A 17169-nucleotide genomic window follows, 5' to 3' on the forward strand; every position below is an offset into this window, starting at 1 on the left:
ATAGACATAAAAAAAGCAGCTTGCGCTGCTTTTATAGTTAAAACTTATTACTAAATTTTAATGCCTGGACTTAATGTTGCTGGCATCGCTACTTTTTCAAGCTCTACCGAAGCAACTGGGTATGCACAGTAATCAGCTGCATAGTATGCACTTGCTCTGTGGTTACCTGATGCGCCAATACCACCAAATGGTGCGGCACTTGAAGCACCGGTAATTGGACGGTTCCAGTTAACAATACCCGCTCTGATACGACGTAAGAAATGGTCGTAATCAGCTGCATTATCACTTAATAAGCCTGCTGAAAGGCCATAGTCTGTATCGTTACCTTTATCGATTGCTGCATCGAAATCAGTGTAACGGAACACTTTTAACAATGGACCGAAATGCTCATCATCAGGGAAATCAGCAATATTTGAACACTCAATAATCGCTGGTGTAACAAAACCTGTGCCCGCAGTATGTGTCATTTCAATTAGTGACTCACCACCAAGAGATTGAAGCTGAGCTTGTGCATCCATCATTGATTTAGCAGCGGCTTCTGAGATCATTGAACCCATAAACGGTTGATCTTCATCGTCGTAAAAACCAACTTTAATTGCTTTAGTTGCTTCAATTAGCTGTGACAAAATCACATCGCCTTGTTCACCTGCAGGTAAGAATAACTTACGTGCACATGTACAACGCTGACCGCTCGATACAAACGCTGATTGAATAATATCGTGAACAACTGCTTTAGTGTCTGCTACATCTTTAACGATTAGTGGGTTATTACCACCCATCTCTAACGCTAAAATTTTACCTGGCTGACCGCCGTATTGCTGGTGAATTAAATGACCAGTACGCGATGAACCAGTAAAGAATAAACCATCAATACCACGATGAGATGCTAGCGCTTTACCTGTTTCAACTTCACCTTGAACTAGGTTGATTACACCTTTAGGTAGACCCGCTTTCTCCCACAATTGCAGAGTTAACTCGGCAACCATAGGGGTTAGTTCTGATGGCTTAAAGATAACTGTGTTACCAGCAAGTAATGCAGGAACAATGTGACCGTTAGGCAAGTGACCAGGGAAATTATAAGGACCAAATACCGCAACAACACCGTGTGCTTTATGACGAATTACAGCACGGCCTTGAGGCATCGGGTTTTCAACAGTACCTGTGCGCTCTAAATACGCTTTTTCAGAAATACCGATTTTGCCGATCATTGCGCCAACTTCTGTTGCTGTTTCCCAAAGCGGTTTACCCGTTTCAAGTGCAATGGCTCTGGCAAGCGCATCTTTATTTTCAGCAAGCTGTTCAGCAAACTTTTTAACAATCTCTAAACGCTGTTCAAATGTTAAATCTGTCCAGCTATAAAACGCTTCGCGTGCTGCGTTGATTGCTGCGTCAACTTGACCTGCTGTTGCAGCCGTTGCTGACCAAATTACTTCCCCTTTTGCAGGGTTTAACGAGCTGAATTCAGCTCCTTCACCAGCTAACCACTGGCCATTTATAAACTGAGCGGCGTGAGTCATCTCAATTTCTCCTAACTATTTAAAGTGGTGCGATAGTGATCACATCACCTTCTGAAACATGTAGCGCATTTGCAAGTTCAGCAGACAAAGTAACTGTCTCGCTGTTTGCATCCAAGGTCATTGTCGATAGTAACGCTCTAAAGTCAACCAACTTGTGGTTTGACAGCATAAAACTTGCCTCTGAGCCTTGTGCCATATCACCAATTACCACAGTGCGGTTTTGGCAATCGCGGATTGTTTTGATATTACTAATATCTGCTTCTACCGTTGGCCCTGCATCAAAAATATCTACATAGCCGTTAAACGTGAAGCCTTCGCTTTTTAATAACTCAATTGCTGGACGGGTTTTATCATGTACCTGACCAATTACCGCTTGTGCGTCTTTACTAAGTAAATTTACATAAATTGGGTATTTTGGCATTAATTCAGCAATAAACACTTTCTGGCCAATACCTGTCAGGTAGTCTGCCGTTGGAAAATCCATTGAGAAGAAGTGCTCTTCTAACCATTGCCAAAACGGGCTTTCGCCGTTTTCATCAGATACACCGCGCATTTCAGCTAATACTTTACTAGCAAAGCGCTCTGCATGCGCATTCATAAACATAAAGCGCATTTTTGATAATAACTTACCATTTCCACCTTGACGGTAATGATCTTGTAGGTACAAAGTACATAGCTCTGTTGCACCAGTGTAATCATTACATAAGGTAAGAATATCTACTGCTTTGTAAACATTAAGTTCACGCGACGAGTGGATCACCTTGCTTAAGTGATAATGGTAAAAGGCATCATCTAAGCCAACTGCCGCTTCAATTGCAGATGTACCGACAACTTCGCCAGTCGCCAAATCTTCCATTACAAACAAATAACCCTCATCCTCAGGATGAGAGACTGATTTGCTAAAGCTTTGCTCTGAACGCGCGATTTTGCGCTTAAGCAGGTCTTCATTTTGTGGCAAAGACGTGAAGCCATGACCTGAATCTTCAGCTATCTTCATTAAAGCTGGATAATCCGAGCTTTTAATCGGACGAACGATAATCATTAGTAGCCCCTATATTAAAATTAAGAAAAGCAGCCAAATGCTGCTTTTCTGTCTTTGCTCTTAGCCTTTAACAACCTGTGCTACTGCTTTTGCAAAGCGAGCCATACCTTCGCGGATATCAGCTTCTGGAATTACCAATGATGGTGTAAAGCGAATTACGTCTGCACCGGCAACAAGCGCCATCACACCGTGCTCAACACCTGCTGTCATAAACTCTTTTGCGCGACCTTTGTATTCGTCAGTTAACGCTAAGCCAAGTAGCAAGCCTTTACCACGTACTTCTGCAAATACGTTGTATTCAGCATTAATTTCTGCAAGTAGCTCTTTGAAAAGTGCTTCTTTAGCCGTTACACCTTCAAGTACTTCTTTTGTGTTAACGGTGTCAAATGCCGCTTCAGCTACTGCACATGCAAGCGGGTTACCGCCGTATGTCGAACCATGCGTACCCACTTTTAAGTGCTTAGCAATCTCAGTTGTTGTAAGCATAGCACCAATTGGGAAACCACCACCTAGCGCTTTCGCTGTAGATAAAATGTCAGGTGTTACACCTAAGCCCTGGTAAGCGTATAAATCGCCTGTACGGCCTACACCAGTTTGTACTTCATCAAAAATAAGTAACGCATTGTGCTTATCACATAGCGCACGTACACCTTGCATAAATTCGCTAGTTGGGCTTACAACACCACCTTCGCCTTGTAGTGGCTCAAGCATTACTGCACAGGTGTTATCTGAAATAAGCGCTTCTAATGACGCTAAATCGTTGTAGTCAGCGTGCGCGATGTCGCCAGGTTTAGGACCAAAGCCATCCGAGTAAGCCGCTTGACCACCTACAGTTACGGTGAAGAATGTGCGACCGTGGAAACCTTTATTAAATGAAATAATTTGTGATTTTTCAGCACCAAAATTATCAAGTGCCCAACGACGTGCTAGTTTTAGTGCAGCTTCGTTAGCTTCTGCACCTGAGTTTGCAAAATATACTTTATCTGCAAATGTCGCTTTAGTTAGCTTTTCAGCTAGGCGAAGTGCTGGCTCATTAGCCCATACATTTGAAAGGTGCCATAATTTTTCACCTTGCTCTTTCAATGCTGAAACAAGCGCTGGATGACAGTGACCTAAGCAGTTAACCGCGATGCCACCGGCAAAGTCGACATACTCGTTATCTTGTTGATCCCATACTCGTGAACCTTCACCTTTAACCGGAATAACCGCTGATGGCGAATAGTTAGGTACCATTACTTGGTCAAATAATGCTCTTGAAACTGTCATTTTAACTCCTCATTAATTTTTCGGTACACAAGGTTTTATTACACTTTTGTGTTACCTAAGCCCGCTAAATCGGGCAAAATTCGGACTGACATTATTCCAGAAAATTCCCCTACTGTCTTCCTTAAAAATAGCCCTAACACCTTTAAATACAAGGGTTTCGGATAATATTTCATGTTATATGAATAACTATTTTGTTTAACACACCTATCTTCTACCAAACTTCACTATGTAAGCTAGTGAATTACTTTGTTTAGTGAAATTTATTCACATTGCATGAATAGGCGTAAAAAATTACGAAAAAAGTAAGGATAATTATCGCTCAATGCGTAATTGCAGATTCTGTAAGCTGGTACTTGCTAGTAATTTGAGTTCTTTACCGCTAAATTGATAATGCGTAAACAGCGCTTTTGCTTCGTCGGGTTCGATTAAGCTATGTTTTTGTAAAAACTTATAATAACTGTATGCGCGCCCTTTCAATACTGTTTGCGCTAACGGTAAACACTCATCAAATGGCTTATTCTCGGCGATATCATGCATAGCCTGCGCAATAGGAAGGTATTTTAAGCTCATATGCTCTATCAACTTACAGGACAAACGCGCGCCTTTCTCTACCATCAGGTTTCGTAAAAATAAGGCTTCAGGTTTTATTTCTGAGAGCGCGGTATGGCGATCTTTATTACCATTTTCGCGCGCTTCACGGGAATTTTTCTCCCACAGCGCATCAAATAGTCTAAGATAGAGACGAATTAACGCCATATTTCCTAAACCATGAAACATTCCCAGTACGAATGGTTTGTAGCCATCTTCTCCCTTTTCTTCAGCTAAACTACGTGATGCAATTCCCGCAGCCATACCGGTTTCCCATAGCTTGCGTTTTAACATTTGGAATGGCGCAGTACTGTGAGGTGTCCAGTGCTTTAATGAGAATGTCGGTACAATCAGCTTTAAATTTTCAAGGCCGATATAACGCAGCGCAAGCGACGGGTTATCGACTCTTACCGCTTTAGCTGGGTCTTTTTCAGGGCGGTATTGTGGCAAATTAATAAACTTAAGGATCTCCTCACCTAACCAATGTAAATCGGTGATAAGTGGGTCGATACGGCCAACCGAGGCTGATTTAACCGCCAAAATGTCCAAGGTTGCAGGAATATTGTCTTGAATTTGAATAATTTCTTTATAAATGTATTCAACATTATCCATGCACTTATCAATTTCATCTTCGATTTGCTGGTGCAGATCAGCATTTACATCGGCAATAAATTGATGGTTACGAGAGTCTTGTTTTTCACGGGCTTTTGCTGCAACCTGCTCAACTTCTAACAGCTTTCGTACCGGTAGAGGCTCACCGTAATTAACATCGAGTGTATGAATATAACCAATTTGCTGCTGTGCAAACTGCTGACCCAACAATAAGTCATGAAATCGACCAATTAGCATTTCTGCTTGCCATTTTTGCTTTGTCGCTTTATTCATGTAAAAAACGATTACCGATACGTAGTTATAAAGTTGTTTAGTAGTGCTAATCCAGATTGCGTTAAAATGGCTTCAGGGTGAAATTGAACCCCTTCTAATGCCAAGCTCTCATTCTTGAGACCCATTATTTCGTCTTGTTGTCCATCTGTATCCACGCTCCACGCCGTCACACTTAACTCTGTTGGTAAACCTTGCTTTTCAACAACTAAAGAGTGATAGCGACAAACCTCCAATGGGTTTGGCAAGTTAGTGAATACACCTTGATTAGTATGGATTATTTTTGATGTTTTACCATGCATTACTTGCTTTGCTCGCACCACATTCGCACCTAACGCTTGCGCGATCGTTTGATGACCAAGGCAAATTCCGAGTATTGGCAGCTGCCCTTTTAATTGATGCACAACATCAAGCGAAATCCCTGCTTCGTTTGGCGAGCATGGGCCAGGTGAAATAACAATATATTGCGGTTTTAACTTGGCTATTTCAGAAACTGAGAGCTCATCATTGCGCACCACTTTCACATCAACATCAAGGCGCTGGAAGTACTGCACTAAGTTATAAGTAAACGAATCGTAGTTATCGATCATTAACAACATGGATGCACCTATGTATAGAAAAGCCAGGCTAAACCTGGCTCTTGCTTGGCATTATGTGGCCAAGATTATGGGCGTGGGATCATACCTAACGCATTGTAAACCGATTTAAGCGTTGCTTCTGCACGCGCACCTGCTTTTTCAGCACCAGATTTCATAATGCTGTTAAGCAATGTTTGGTCTTCACGAATTTCTTTAAAACGCGTTTGAATCGGCTCAATCATGCTAACCACAGCTTCAGCTGTGTCTTTTTTCAGGTGGCCATACATTTTATCTTCGTACGCAGGTACAAGCTCTTCAATCGATTTGCCAGTTGCCACAGAAAGCAAGGTTAATAAGTTTGAAACGCCGGCTTTCTCTTGCGGGTCAAAATAAATGCGTGCTTGCTCGTCTGAATCGGTAACGGCTTTCTTAAGCTTCTTCTCAATCTTTTTAGGCTCATCTAATAACATGATGTAACCATTTGGATTGTCGTCAGACTTTGACATTTTCTTAGTTGGATCTTGCAGGCTCATCACGCGCGCGCCAAATTCCGGAATGTATGGCTCTGGAATTTTAAATACGTCGCCATATAAATTATTAAAGCGTGTTGCGATATCGCGCGTTAATTCTAAATGCTGCTTTTGATCTTCACCCACTGGCACCTGATCCGCTTGATACAGCAAAATATCTGCAGCTTGTAATACTGGGTAACTAAATAGGCCAACATTAATGTTATTCGCATTTTTAGCTGACTTATCTTTAAACTGCGTCATGCGATTAAGCTCACCCATTTGTGCATAACAGTTTAACACCCAGCTAAGCTGTGCATGCTCTGGTACTTGTGATTGGACAAATAGCGCTGATTTTTCAGGATCAATGCCACACGCAGCATAAAGCGCAATACCATCTAATACACGTTGCTTTAACACTTCAGGTTCTTGACGAACAGTAAGCGCATGCAAATCAACCAGCATAAAGTAACAATCATGATCTTCTTGTAATTTAAGCCACTGGTTAATGGCACCGATATAATTACCAATTGTCATACCGCCGGTGGGCTGAATGCCACTTAACACTACAGGCTTTGTCATGATTTTCCTTTACTAATTTAATTTACAAATAAGGCCGACAATTTTAAATGCTTCAAGATTGGAAGCAAGCATTTGTCGACCTGAATTTCACATTTTTTAAGATTTTACGTGAGACAGTTGTTCACGCATTTGATCAATTACTTGCTTGTAGTCAGCTTGATTGAAAATTGCCGAACCTGCAACGAACATATCTGCGCCCGCCTCTGCAATTTCAGCGATATTATTCACATTGACACCACCATCAATTTCTAAGCGAATATCGTAGCCAGATTGGTCTATCAACTTGCGAACTGAGCGCAGCTTATCAAGCGTATTTGGAATAAATTTTTGCCCACCGAAACCTGGGTTAACTGACATTAATAAAATAACGTCTAGTTTATCCATAACATATTCTAGACAACTTAGCGGTGTTGCTGGGTTTAGTACTAAGCCTGCTTTGCAACCATGTTCTTTGATTAATGAAAGTGTACGATCTACATGCTCGCTTGCTTCTGGGTGGAATGTAATTATGCTTGCACCTGCATCGGCAAACATTGGAATAAGTGTATCAACTGGCTTTACCATTAAATGCACATCAATCGGTGCTTCAATTCCGTAATCACGTAGTGCCTTACACACCATTGGTCCAATTGTTAAATTGGGTACGTAGTGATTATCCATCACATCGAAATGCACCACATCAGCACCAGCTTTTAAAACATTGTCGACTTCTTCACCTAGACGCGCGAAATCAGCTGACAGAATAGAAGGTGCAATTAAAAACTGCGACATAACACTACCTCAAATTTTTTTGTTAACACATTGAACGGGAAGAGAGAATTGCTCAATTACAAGCAGCACATACTGTAACCTATTTTTTCTTAAAATTCACCTTTACAAATGGTTAACATTTATAACATAATTTGAGATGGAGTAGTTGTATTTTGCGTTAAATTACCGTTGTTTTGTCCCCAAAACTTGGTTAAGCTTTAGTCATGTTACTAATTGGAAGAGGCAGAACATGATGTTTAGCAAATGGATAAAACACACAGTGTTGGCAACAACTATTACGGTGTTTTCTGCAGCTTCGTATTCATTAATTGCAAAAAGTAACACCACATCACACGGCTGCAACTGCCCTTCAAAACTCCAAGTCGCGAGTACTGAATATTTCCCTACAGGCAGTTGCCAAGCTCGGGCCGCGAATCAAAGCTGGTTTTCTTGGTTCATTGGAAAAAGTCGCAGTTCTCAATTTCATTATCTAGACTTACTTGAACTGCTTGAGTCAGGTAAAAAAGAAACACAAGCGAATTATTCAACGCACATAAGATAAGGATCGTTATAATGCAGTATTTACAAGCCGTTTTAGCTGCATTATTTGGCGTACAGAGTAGCAAGCGACAACATCATCACTTCAAAAACTTATCGGTAAGGTACTTAATTGTGCTTGGGATTGTACTAACAGTCGCCTTTATTTTAACAATTACGTTTGTTGTTCAGCTGGTTGTTAGTTAAATCTCGTAGTCCACGTCAGCTTTGTATAACGCCATTAATTCACCCACTTTATTACGCTTATTTCCTTTCGGACTAATTGTGCGCTTTACTTGGATCACATCAAGGCTCGCTTGCGCGTAAATTTTACGTGTCCATAACGTGTCGTGGTTAGAGATTAAAACGGAATTACCTTGGTTAAACGCCTGACTTTCAGCCAAGTTAGCAAGGTTAGCTTGATCGTCTAGATCAAAACCGCCTTTAGCATAACTAGTAAATGACGCAGTTTTACTTAACGGAACATAAGGAGGATCACAATAAATAACCGCATTTTCCGGAATAGCTTGAAATACTTCTTCGTAATTTAAGCACGTAAAGGTCGCTTGCTGCGCTTTTTCTGCAAAAAAATACAATTCATTTTCAGGGAAATAAGGGCGTTTATATTTGCCAAATGGTACGTTGAATATGCCTTTTTTATTATAACGGCAAAGACCGTTGTAGCCGTGACGATTCATATATAAAAATAGAATCGCACGCTCATAGGCATCTGATGACGCATTGAATTGTTTACGATACTCATAGTAAACATCAGCATCATTATTTACATCAACAAACAATTTCCGCGCATCGGCAATAAACTCATCTGGATTATCTTTTAATTCATTATAGAGATTGATGAGATCTGCATTAATATCATTCAAAATATAATGCTTAAATTGCGTATTTAGGAAAACAGAACCAGCACCAACAAAAGGCTCAACTAACGTATCTGCTGTTGGTAAGCGCTTAGAAAGCTCTTCAACTAAACTGTATTTGCCGCCTGCCCATTTTAAAAATGCGCGTGTTTTTTTGTTCATGCTAGCTGGTATTTATTGTTTATAATTCACGTCGAGGGCAGCTATTCTACACTAGCTCACACTAGTAAACTATGGCTTTAGTTATTTGCTTGAATTTGCTGTTGAATTTTACCTACTGATTTGACAAACGCGCCCTGGTTTAAAAGCGTTGCTGGTAGCTCTACTCTCGCTTTTTGTGCTTTTGCCATTGAGCTGTATAAGCCATACGTTAAACCATGTAGGGTAGCTTGATTGCTCTTTATTTCAAATATATGTGTGTTATCTAAATTCAGGTTTTCAACTGTTTGAGATATCACTTCTAGATCGCGCACCACCATAAGCTGAATTGTAAAATAATTTGCTGGCTGTGCAATAAACCACTCGTTACCGGTTAAGTTTTTTGGCTGCTGCTCTGGCTGCTGCTCTGGCTGCTGCTCTGGCTGCTGCTCTGGCTGACCAGGAGTTTTGTCGGGTTTAGCTGTTAAGTCAACAGGTTTAGATGACGAAACATCTTCAATCGTAATTGCAGTTGTCGGTTGATTATTCACTGAAGCAATTTGTATATTCTTTTTATCAAAAAAGTACCAAGCTAAGGAAGTTAACAACCCAATTAATATTAATATGCAAATTAACAAAAGGTAGACTTTATACTGCCTACTGCGTTTTTGCATCGCTACCTGCAACTCCGAGTTATCTTTTTTCCAAGCTAATAGTAGCTGAGGATTACCATTAGAAGCTTCAATAAACGCGTTAAAAATAGGTTCATCAACATTTGGTAAATCACTAAAATACATTTTCATCAGCGTTAGACTTTCAGCCTGATCTAATGCTTCAATGTGCATGTTAATCGCTTCAGCCACTGGAAGCTGTCGTGTTGCAGTTAATAAAATACGAATCTGACCTTGGTAAGACTCGGTTAGTTGGAATAGTTCATTTGCAAAATCATCACTGATAAAGTGAGCATCATCAATAACAATCAGCAGTGGCTCTATCGATTCGCCTGTTAACCCGATAAAGTTTTCAACTATAGTCAGATCATAATCAATCAATGGATTTGAAAAGCTTTGCTCAAGAATTTGCCCGATTAGATGTCGGTCTTGCGCACTACGTGTTGCTTTAACATAAGCTTTGTTATGCTCTGTAAACTTTTCGGAAATGAATGTCTCAGCAAGGTAGCTTTTTCCAAGTCCTACCTCTGAGATGAGACTGATAAAATTATTACCGTAGGCAAACTGCAGTTCAATTCGATCAACAAGTGCTTGCCTACTGGGCAATATTTTAGTTTGCATGCAGCTTAAATAACTCTTCTAGCTCTTGCTGAGTTACATCATCAACTAACTCGCAGCCACCAAACTTGCTTGGAATAATGAATCGAATAACGCCTTGCTTATTTTTCTTGTCTTTAACCATGTGTTTTACAAAATCATCACACGACATTGACGCTGGTGCGCTAACCGGCAATTCAAATTCTGCAATCAAGTTTACAATACGTTTCAATTCTGCCTCTGATAGCTTGCCTCTTAGGTATGCTAATTGGGATGCTAAAACCATACCAGTTGCAACTGCTTCGCCGTGTAACCAGTTACCATATCCCATCTCAGCTTCAATTGCGTGACCAAAAGTATGACCAAGGTTTAGCAATGCACGTAAACCTGCTTCTTTTTCATCTTGCGCAACGATTTCTGCTTTTATTTCACAGCAGCGATAAATAATTTGGCTTAATTGTTCCGAGTTATGCGCTTTTATTTCAGCGACGTTATCTTCAATGTATTTAAAGAAATCAACATCGTAAATTAACCCATATTTAATCACTTCTGCGATACCTGCAGCGAATTCTCTGTTTGGTAACGTACTAAGTGTGTTGTTATCGATATAAACAGCTTTTGGTTGGTAAAACGCACCTATCATATTTTTACCAAGCGGGTGATTAACCGCGGTTTTCCCGCCAACGGATGAATCCACCTGTGAAAGTAGTGTGGTTGGTACTTGGATAAAATCAATTCCACGCTGGTAACATGCAGCAACAAAACCAGTAAGATCACCAATCACACCTCCACCAAGCGCAATTAGGCAAGTATCACGGCCACAATTATGCTCTAACAGAAAGCGATTAATAAATTCGAAGTATTCTAGAGATTTAAATTGCTCACCATCGGGAATGATGCAAGAAAGAAAGTCATTCTTTGGTAATTGGGATGTAAATTTATCTAGATAGATAGGAGCGATTGTTTCATTTGAAACAATCACCAATTTACGACCTGCCAAAATATTGGATAAATTTGGACTGTCGGTAAGATTGTTTTGTGCAATATAAATCGGGTAGCTGCGCTCACCCAAATTAACTGATAATTCAAGCATGCGCATCCCCTTTTATATTTAGAAATTTATCTTTTCGATAATTTGATTAGCAACTACTTTTGCACTTTGTTCATCAGTACGAACAACAAAATCTGAAACTTCAACGTAAAGAGGGTTACGCTCATCAGCAAGACGAACTAACACATCTTTAGGCGCTTCTTCAGTTTGAAGCAACGGACGTTTCTTATCGCGTTGTGTACGCGCTAGTTGTTTCTCAATTGGTGTCTCTAAGTAAACAACAATACCACGAGCAGATAACTTATTACGTACATCTTTACTAATAATAGAGCCACCGCCTGTTGCTAGTACGATCCCTTGCTTTTCTGTTAAGTCGGAAATAACAGATTCTTCTCTGCGACGAAACCCTTCTTCACCTTCAATATCAAAAACCCAAGCGATATCCGCACCAGTGCGACGCTCGATCTCTTGGTCTGAGTCAAAAAACTCTAAATGAAGTTGGTCTGCAAGGTGACGACCAATAGTGCTTTTACCTGCGCCCATTGGGCCCACTAGAAATATATTACGTTTTTCAGCCATATCTTTTAGTACAAACGAACTCTAAAATTGAAAAAAACCCCGCTTATTAGCTGGTCCCCAAAAGTAAGGCAGGGATTATCTCAACAAACAGGCAAGGTTTTCAAGTGTTATACATTAAAAAGGGCTATTCAGCCCTTTTTAATTACAAAGATTCATTAAGAATTTTAGGAGTTACAAAGATAAGTAACTCTTTCTTCTCATTAAATTCACTATTTGATTGGAACAAGTAACCAAGGTAAGGAATATCACCTAACAGAGGAACTTTCTTAGTGTTGCTCACAATCTGCTGTTGGTAAATACCACCTAACACAATGGTTTGGCCATTATCAACAAGTACTTGTGTGCGGATTTCTTGCGTATCAATCGCTACAGCTGGACCTGTTGGCGTTTGCACCGTATCACCACGCGTATCCTGAGTAATAACAAGATCTAAGATAATCTTATCATCAGGTGTAATTTGTGGTGTTACCTCTAAGCTTAATACAGCTTTTTTGAACTCAACCGTTGTTGCACCACTTGAAGCTGCTTGAACGTAAGGAATTTCAGTACCCTGTTCAATGCGTGCTTCTTTTTGGTTTGCCGTAGTAATACTTGGGCTTGCAATGATTTCCGCTTTATTTTCTTGCTCAAGTGCTGATAGTTCTAAGTCAATTAGTGTGCCATCCGCGAGCTTAGCTACATGAATACCAATACTACCTGCTGGGTTAGCGATCGGTAAGTTAACGTTCAAGCGGTCACTCAGCGCAGGGATAATTCCATTTGCGATATTATTAGCCCCTTCAAGCGTGCCTGAAACGCCATCAGAATTTTGCTGATCACTAAAACCCCAACGAATACCTAAGTCTTCTTGTACATTATCACGAACGGTTACCATGCGAGATTCAATTTTAACCTGTTTAACAGGAATATCTAAATTCTCAATCATACGACGAACACTTTCGATACTAGTAGCAGTGTCTTTAATTAAAAGTGTATTTGTACGCTCATCCACCGAAACAGAACCACGGCTAGATAAAATACTATTACCTTCAAACTTAAGTAGTTCAGAGAAGTCTTTTGCCTTTGCGTAATTTAACTGAATATATTCACTATAAAGTGGCTCTAACTCAGCAACTTTCTGCTTCACTTCTAACTCTCTAGCTTCACGAGACGCAAGCTCTTCTGTTGGTGCAACCATCAAAATTGAACCATCCATACGCTTGTCAAGGCCCTTCATACGAAGTACTACATCAAGCGCTTGGTCCCATGGCACACCATCTAAACGCAGTGTGATGTTACCTTCAACTGAGTCACTTGTTACTAAGTTAAAATTGTTATACTGCGCAATAATTTGTAGTACTTGACGAATAGAAATATCTTGGAAGTTAAGCGACATCGGCTTACCTTGGTAATCTTTGCCGTCACCTAGGAAGCTGCGCTTTGATTCATCTTTTTCAACTGTTAACGTGAAGATATTATCCAATTGTTGGTAGTTATAATCGAAGCCAGTTGTTGTATCGATAACAATACGGCTATTAATACCATCTTTAAATGTTTCAACAGTGCTAACGACCGTACCAAAATCCATTACATCTAGCTGATAAAGAAGGTCATCAAGAATGTCGGTATTATGGAACTCAGCAACAATTTTACCCGCCTTTTCGCTTACATCGATAGCTGCCATGTTTTCTTGTAAGAAAATCATAACGCGAGCTTCACCACTTTCACCGCGGCGGAAATCAATTGCTTGAATTTTGTTGATATAGCTTGAGCTGTCTTCAACTGCTGAAGTCTCCGCTACATCTTGCGTTGGGTTATCGCTTACATGTAAGTAGAAAAGGTTCTTATCTACGCGTGTTTGATAAATTTTAAGATAATCTAAAAATACAGTTACTTTAAAACCATCATTTTCAAATGCGTGGGTTACACGTTTAACACCAGCTTTGTTAATCAAAACTTCTGTTAAGTTTTCCTCAAAGTCAGCTTCGTCGAAAAACAATTCGATACGTGCTGGTTCTGAAAACACCTGAATTTTTGGTTCGACATAAATTTCTTCATCGAATACGAATTCGATTTCTGTTTCGCCATCGAGTAATGGGTTATAGCGCACATCATATAGCAGCGGAACAGCCGACGCCCCAAATGAAAGCACCAATAAACCTGCTGCTAGTAAAGTTGAAAAGCCTTTACGAAGTAGACCTACTGCTAATCGCATATTATTAAACCCTTTATTATTAACTTGACGCATTGCTACCTGCCTCCACGATTTCCACTTTCGTCAGGCGTTCTTTCCAACATCCTGCACCATCAGGTATTAATTCTAGCAGCTCAATAAAGCCATTCTGTACCTGAGTTACCTTGCCATTAAATAGTCCCATTCGCTCACCAACACCAATTTCATGCAATGAGTTATCTGGAGCTGTAATAAGTGCTAACAGCTCTGTTGCTGAGCCAATTGTGCCACGCATTTGTAGATTTTCTAACGGGAAACGCTCCAACGCTTCTTTTCTACGACGAGGGTCAGGGTGCAAGCAGTTTTGAACTTGCAATAATCGATCCTGAATTACCTCTGGTTTTGGTGCTACAAAAGGGCTTCGCTTTTCGCTGGCAGTGTAAGCAAAGTGGTTAAAGTTCTTAATTTCAGGAATTGGCTCTACGTTATTATTAGTATTAGCACGCACCTGATTAATAAATTCTTGTTGTTCCGTTAAATCATCAAAGCAGCCACTAAGAATTAGAGGCAAAGCTAAAATAGCTAATTTTTTCATTCGCGCTCCCCTTCGTAGCGGTAGGTTTTAGCAACTACGCTAAACTCCAACTGCTCTTGTTGTTCTCCACCTTCAATTGTGAAGTCATGTAAGCTGATAATACGAGGTAACTCAGCTACTTTACTTACAAACTCACCAAAATCATGGTAACTACCTACCACTTCGATTTTAATTGGTAACTCAGTGTAGAACTCTTTTTCAATCTCAGGCATCCATTCAACTTTGTGGAACGTTAAACCGCTTGAAGTTCCAATGTAAGATAAATCTTCAATTAAGCCTGGTGTTTCACTTGATGTAGGAAGACGTTTTAAAAGCTGTGAAAACTTCTCTTCCATTTCAACCATTTGTTGACGATAAATTTCTAACTTACTAGCTACGTCATACTTTTGACGATAAGAAGCTCGCAATTCTTGCTCTTTTTGTTGTGCTCTTTCATAGGCTTCAATTTCACTTGAAACCAACATTGAATATGTAAAAAACGCAACTAAGCCTGCAGCGATACAGCAAACGATAACTTTAACAGCAAGTGGCCAACTACCAACGTTCTCTAAATCTAACTCATCTAAATCGATTTCATTTAGCGATTTTAAGTCGATATTCATTTTTGAACCTCGCTAATTTCTTCGAACGGCTTAACTCTAAACCTTAGGTTAAAATCGTTAAGCAAACGCAGCTCTTGGTCGCCTGCTTCAATCACTTGCATAATTGCATCTTCAAATAAATATGACTCTTCAAGCTTACGTAACATAGCAGATACACGGTTATGTGATTCACTTTTACCTACGATTTGAAGCGCACGGTCGCGACGCTCTAAGCTTGTTAAGTAAACACCTGAAGGAACTACCAATGCAACCTCGTCCATAATCTGTGTACCAAGGTTTCGGTTACTCTGTAATTCTTCAATAAGGCGCATACGTTGTTGCAAACTAGCTTTTCGTTTATCTAGCTCATTAATATCTTTAATTCGCTGATCTAATAATGCTATTTCTGAAGTAAGGAAGTTATTACGCACATTTTGGCCATCTTTTAATGCACCATAGAACATACTTAGAGCAAACATACTGCCAAACGCAACAATAACAACGAGCACAAGTATACTAACAAACTGCTTTTGTGCTTCCTTGCGCGACGCATCACGCCACGCCAAGAGGTTTATATGTGGCATGGTGAAAAACTCCTTAGTGCTAAGCCCGTCGCTACTGCTAACTGTGCTTGGTTCTTCTCTAAAGATTCACGGTCCACGCCCGGTGCTAGCTCCATCTTTTCAAATGGATTCATAATGACGGAATGAATACCTAACTCATCAATCAGTAGCTTATCTAAGCCAGAGATTAACGAGGTACCACCTGATAAAACAATATAGTCAACTTGGTCTTTACCACTTGTGGTTAAGAACATTTGGATGGCACGACGAACCTGTTGCAAAAATGATGTTTGGAACGGTGCTAACACTTCAAACGTATAGTTTGGTGGTAAGTCACCAGACGTTTTTGCAAGTTCCGCTTCATCAAAACTCTTATTGTAATAAGAAACAATACTTTGCGTATATTGTTCGCCACCAAAAACCTGATCTCGGGTATACAACGTCTCACCGTTCTGCGTTACGCTGATAAGGGTCATCGTTGCGCCTACATCAATAAAGGCAACCACCTTGTTTGCAGCGTCTTCTGGTAAGAAGTCGTAACACAGTTCAAGGTTACGACTTAACGCGTACGCTTCAACATCAACAACTTTTGGCACAAAGCCACCTGACTCAACAGCTCCTGCACGCGCTTCAACACTCTCTGTACGCGCAGCCGAAAGTAAAACGTTTACTTTTGATGGATCAGCATCGTTTACATCAAGCTTTTCAAAATCTAAACTCACTTCATCAAGTGGATAAGGAATTAAGCTGTCCGCTTCAATTTCTATTTGAGATTCTAATTCAGCATCCGTTAAGGCTACATCCATAAAAATAACTTTCGTGATAACCGCCTGACCAGATACTGCTGTTGCTGCTTCTGTGATATTTTTGGGGAGTTTTTTACGAATTTTATTGATTACACGACCAACAGCTTCAATATCTTGGATCGTCCTTTCTGCCATTGCCCCTTTAGGCATTGGCTCGACAGCAAACGCTTCAAGTCGATAATGAGTGTCTTTTTGGCTTAATAGCACGGCTTTAACCGAATGAGAGCCAATATCAATACCAACCATCAGAGGCTGTGGTTTTTTAAACAGTTGACCTATCATAAACCTAACGCTAATCCTTTTTTTT

Annotated in this window: 18 protein-coding genes; 2 read left to right on the forward strand and 16 right to left on the reverse strand. The window is 40.2% G+C overall.

What is annotated here, in order from left to right:
- Window positions 1-50 precede the first annotated feature (50 nt).
- From astD to rpe, 7 genes are all read right to left on the reverse strand, one after another.
- A complete protein-coding gene (gene astD, locus PSPO_RS12525) occupies window positions 51-1517 on the reverse strand; it encodes a succinylglutamate-semialdehyde dehydrogenase (RefSeq protein WP_010562125.1) in 1467 nt (488 codons plus the stop codon).
- 19 nt (window positions 1518-1536) lie between these two features.
- Window positions 1537-2559 (reverse strand): arginine N-succinyltransferase, encoded by a 1023-nt coding sequence (gene astA, locus PSPO_RS12530; RefSeq protein WP_010562126.1) that lies wholly within the window; start codon window positions 2557-2559, stop codon window positions 1537-1539.
- Between the two features lie 60 nt (window positions 2560-2619).
- Window positions 2620-3825, reverse strand: a complete 1206-nt coding sequence (locus PSPO_RS12535) for an aspartate aminotransferase family protein (protein ID WP_010562127.1) — start codon at window positions 3823-3825, stop codon at window positions 2620-2622.
- A gap of 312 nt (window positions 3826-4137) precedes the next feature.
- On the reverse strand, window positions 4138-5298 hold the full coding sequence (locus PSPO_RS12540) for an HDOD domain-containing protein (protein WP_010562128.1): 1161 nt from the start codon (window positions 5296-5298) through the stop codon (window positions 4138-4140).
- An 11-nt stretch (window positions 5299-5309) separates the two neighbouring features.
- Entirely contained in the window at window positions 5310-5894 is a 585-nt protein-coding gene (locus tag PSPO_RS12545; protein WP_010562129.1) for an anthranilate synthase component II, read from the reverse strand.
- Between the two features lie 65 nt (window positions 5895-5959).
- Window positions 5960-6964, reverse strand: a complete 1005-nt coding sequence (gene trpS, locus PSPO_RS12550; protein WP_010562130.1) for a tryptophan--tRNA ligase — start codon at window positions 6962-6964, stop codon at window positions 5960-5962.
- Between the two features lie 96 nt (window positions 6965-7060).
- Window positions 7061-7735 (reverse strand): ribulose-phosphate 3-epimerase, encoded by a 675-nt coding sequence (gene rpe / locus PSPO_RS12555; RefSeq protein ID WP_010562131.1) that lies wholly within the window; start codon window positions 7733-7735, stop codon window positions 7061-7063.
- A gap of 229 nt (window positions 7736-7964) precedes the next feature.
- Between rpe and PSPO_RS12560 the strand changes: the two genes are divergently transcribed.
- Entirely contained in the window at window positions 7965-8276 is a 312-nt protein-coding gene (locus PSPO_RS12560; RefSeq protein WP_010562132.1) for a hypothetical protein, read from the forward strand.
- Between the two features lie 11 nt (window positions 8277-8287).
- Window positions 8288-8458, forward strand: coding sequence for a DUF2970 domain-containing protein (locus PSPO_RS12565; RefSeq protein ID WP_010562133.1), 171 nt, complete (start codon window positions 8288-8290; stop codon window positions 8456-8458).
- On the opposite strand, the gene PSPO_RS12570 is transcribed toward PSPO_RS12565, so the two are convergent.
- The 9 genes from PSPO_RS12570 to PSPO_RS12610 all read right to left on the reverse strand — a co-directional run bounded on the left by PSPO_RS12570 (window position 8455) and on the right by PSPO_RS12610 (window position 17144).
- Window positions 8455-9291, reverse strand: coding sequence for a Dam family site-specific DNA-(adenine-N6)-methyltransferase (locus PSPO_RS12570; protein WP_010562134.1), 837 nt, complete (start codon window positions 9289-9291; stop codon window positions 8455-8457). The genes PSPO_RS12565 and PSPO_RS12570 overlap by 4 nt on opposite strands.
- 77 nt (window positions 9292-9368) lie before the next feature.
- On the reverse strand, window positions 9369-10559 hold the full coding sequence (locus PSPO_RS12575; protein WP_096035294.1) for an AAA family ATPase: 1191 nt from the start codon (window positions 10557-10559) through the stop codon (window positions 9369-9371).
- On the reverse strand, window positions 10549-11628 hold the full coding sequence (aroB, locus tag PSPO_RS12580) for a 3-dehydroquinate synthase (RefSeq protein WP_010562136.1): 1080 nt from the start codon (window positions 11626-11628) through the stop codon (window positions 10549-10551). The genes PSPO_RS12575 and aroB overlap by 11 nt, the downstream gene beginning before the upstream one ends.
- 18 nt (window positions 11629-11646) lie before the next feature.
- Entirely contained in the window at window positions 11647-12165 is a 519-nt protein-coding gene (gene aroK, locus PSPO_RS12585; protein WP_010562137.1) for a shikimate kinase AroK, read from the reverse strand.
- A gap of 142 nt (window positions 12166-12307) precedes the next feature.
- Complete coding sequence (locus PSPO_RS12590) at window positions 12308-14392, reverse strand: type IV pilus secretin PilQ (protein ID WP_010562138.1); 2085 nt, start codon at window positions 14390-14392, stop codon at window positions 12308-12310.
- Entirely contained in the window at window positions 14379-14912 is a 534-nt protein-coding gene (locus tag PSPO_RS12595) for a pilus assembly protein PilP (protein WP_010562139.1), read from the reverse strand. The genes PSPO_RS12590 and PSPO_RS12595 overlap by 14 nt, the downstream gene beginning before the upstream one ends.
- Complete coding sequence (locus tag PSPO_RS12600) at window positions 14909-15514, reverse strand: type IV pilus inner membrane component PilO (protein ID WP_010562140.1); 606 nt, start codon at window positions 15512-15514, stop codon at window positions 14909-14911. Before PSPO_RS12600 ends, PSPO_RS12595 begins: the two co-directional genes overlap by 4 nt.
- Window positions 15511-16077, reverse strand: a complete 567-nt coding sequence (locus PSPO_RS12605) for a PilN domain-containing protein (RefSeq protein ID WP_010562141.1) — start codon at window positions 16075-16077, stop codon at window positions 15511-15513. The genes PSPO_RS12600 and PSPO_RS12605 overlap by 4 nt, the downstream gene beginning before the upstream one ends.
- A complete protein-coding gene (locus PSPO_RS12610; RefSeq protein ID WP_010562142.1) occupies window positions 16065-17144 on the reverse strand; it encodes a pilus assembly protein PilM in 1080 nt (359 codons plus the stop codon). The genes PSPO_RS12605 and PSPO_RS12610 overlap by 13 nt, the downstream gene beginning before the upstream one ends.
- Window positions 17145-17169: the final 25 nt, after the last annotated feature.

Source organism: Pseudoalteromonas spongiae UST010723-006 (assembly GCF_000238255.3).
GTDB classification, from domain to species: Bacteria; Pseudomonadota; Gammaproteobacteria; order Enterobacterales; family Alteromonadaceae; genus Pseudoalteromonas; species Pseudoalteromonas spongiae.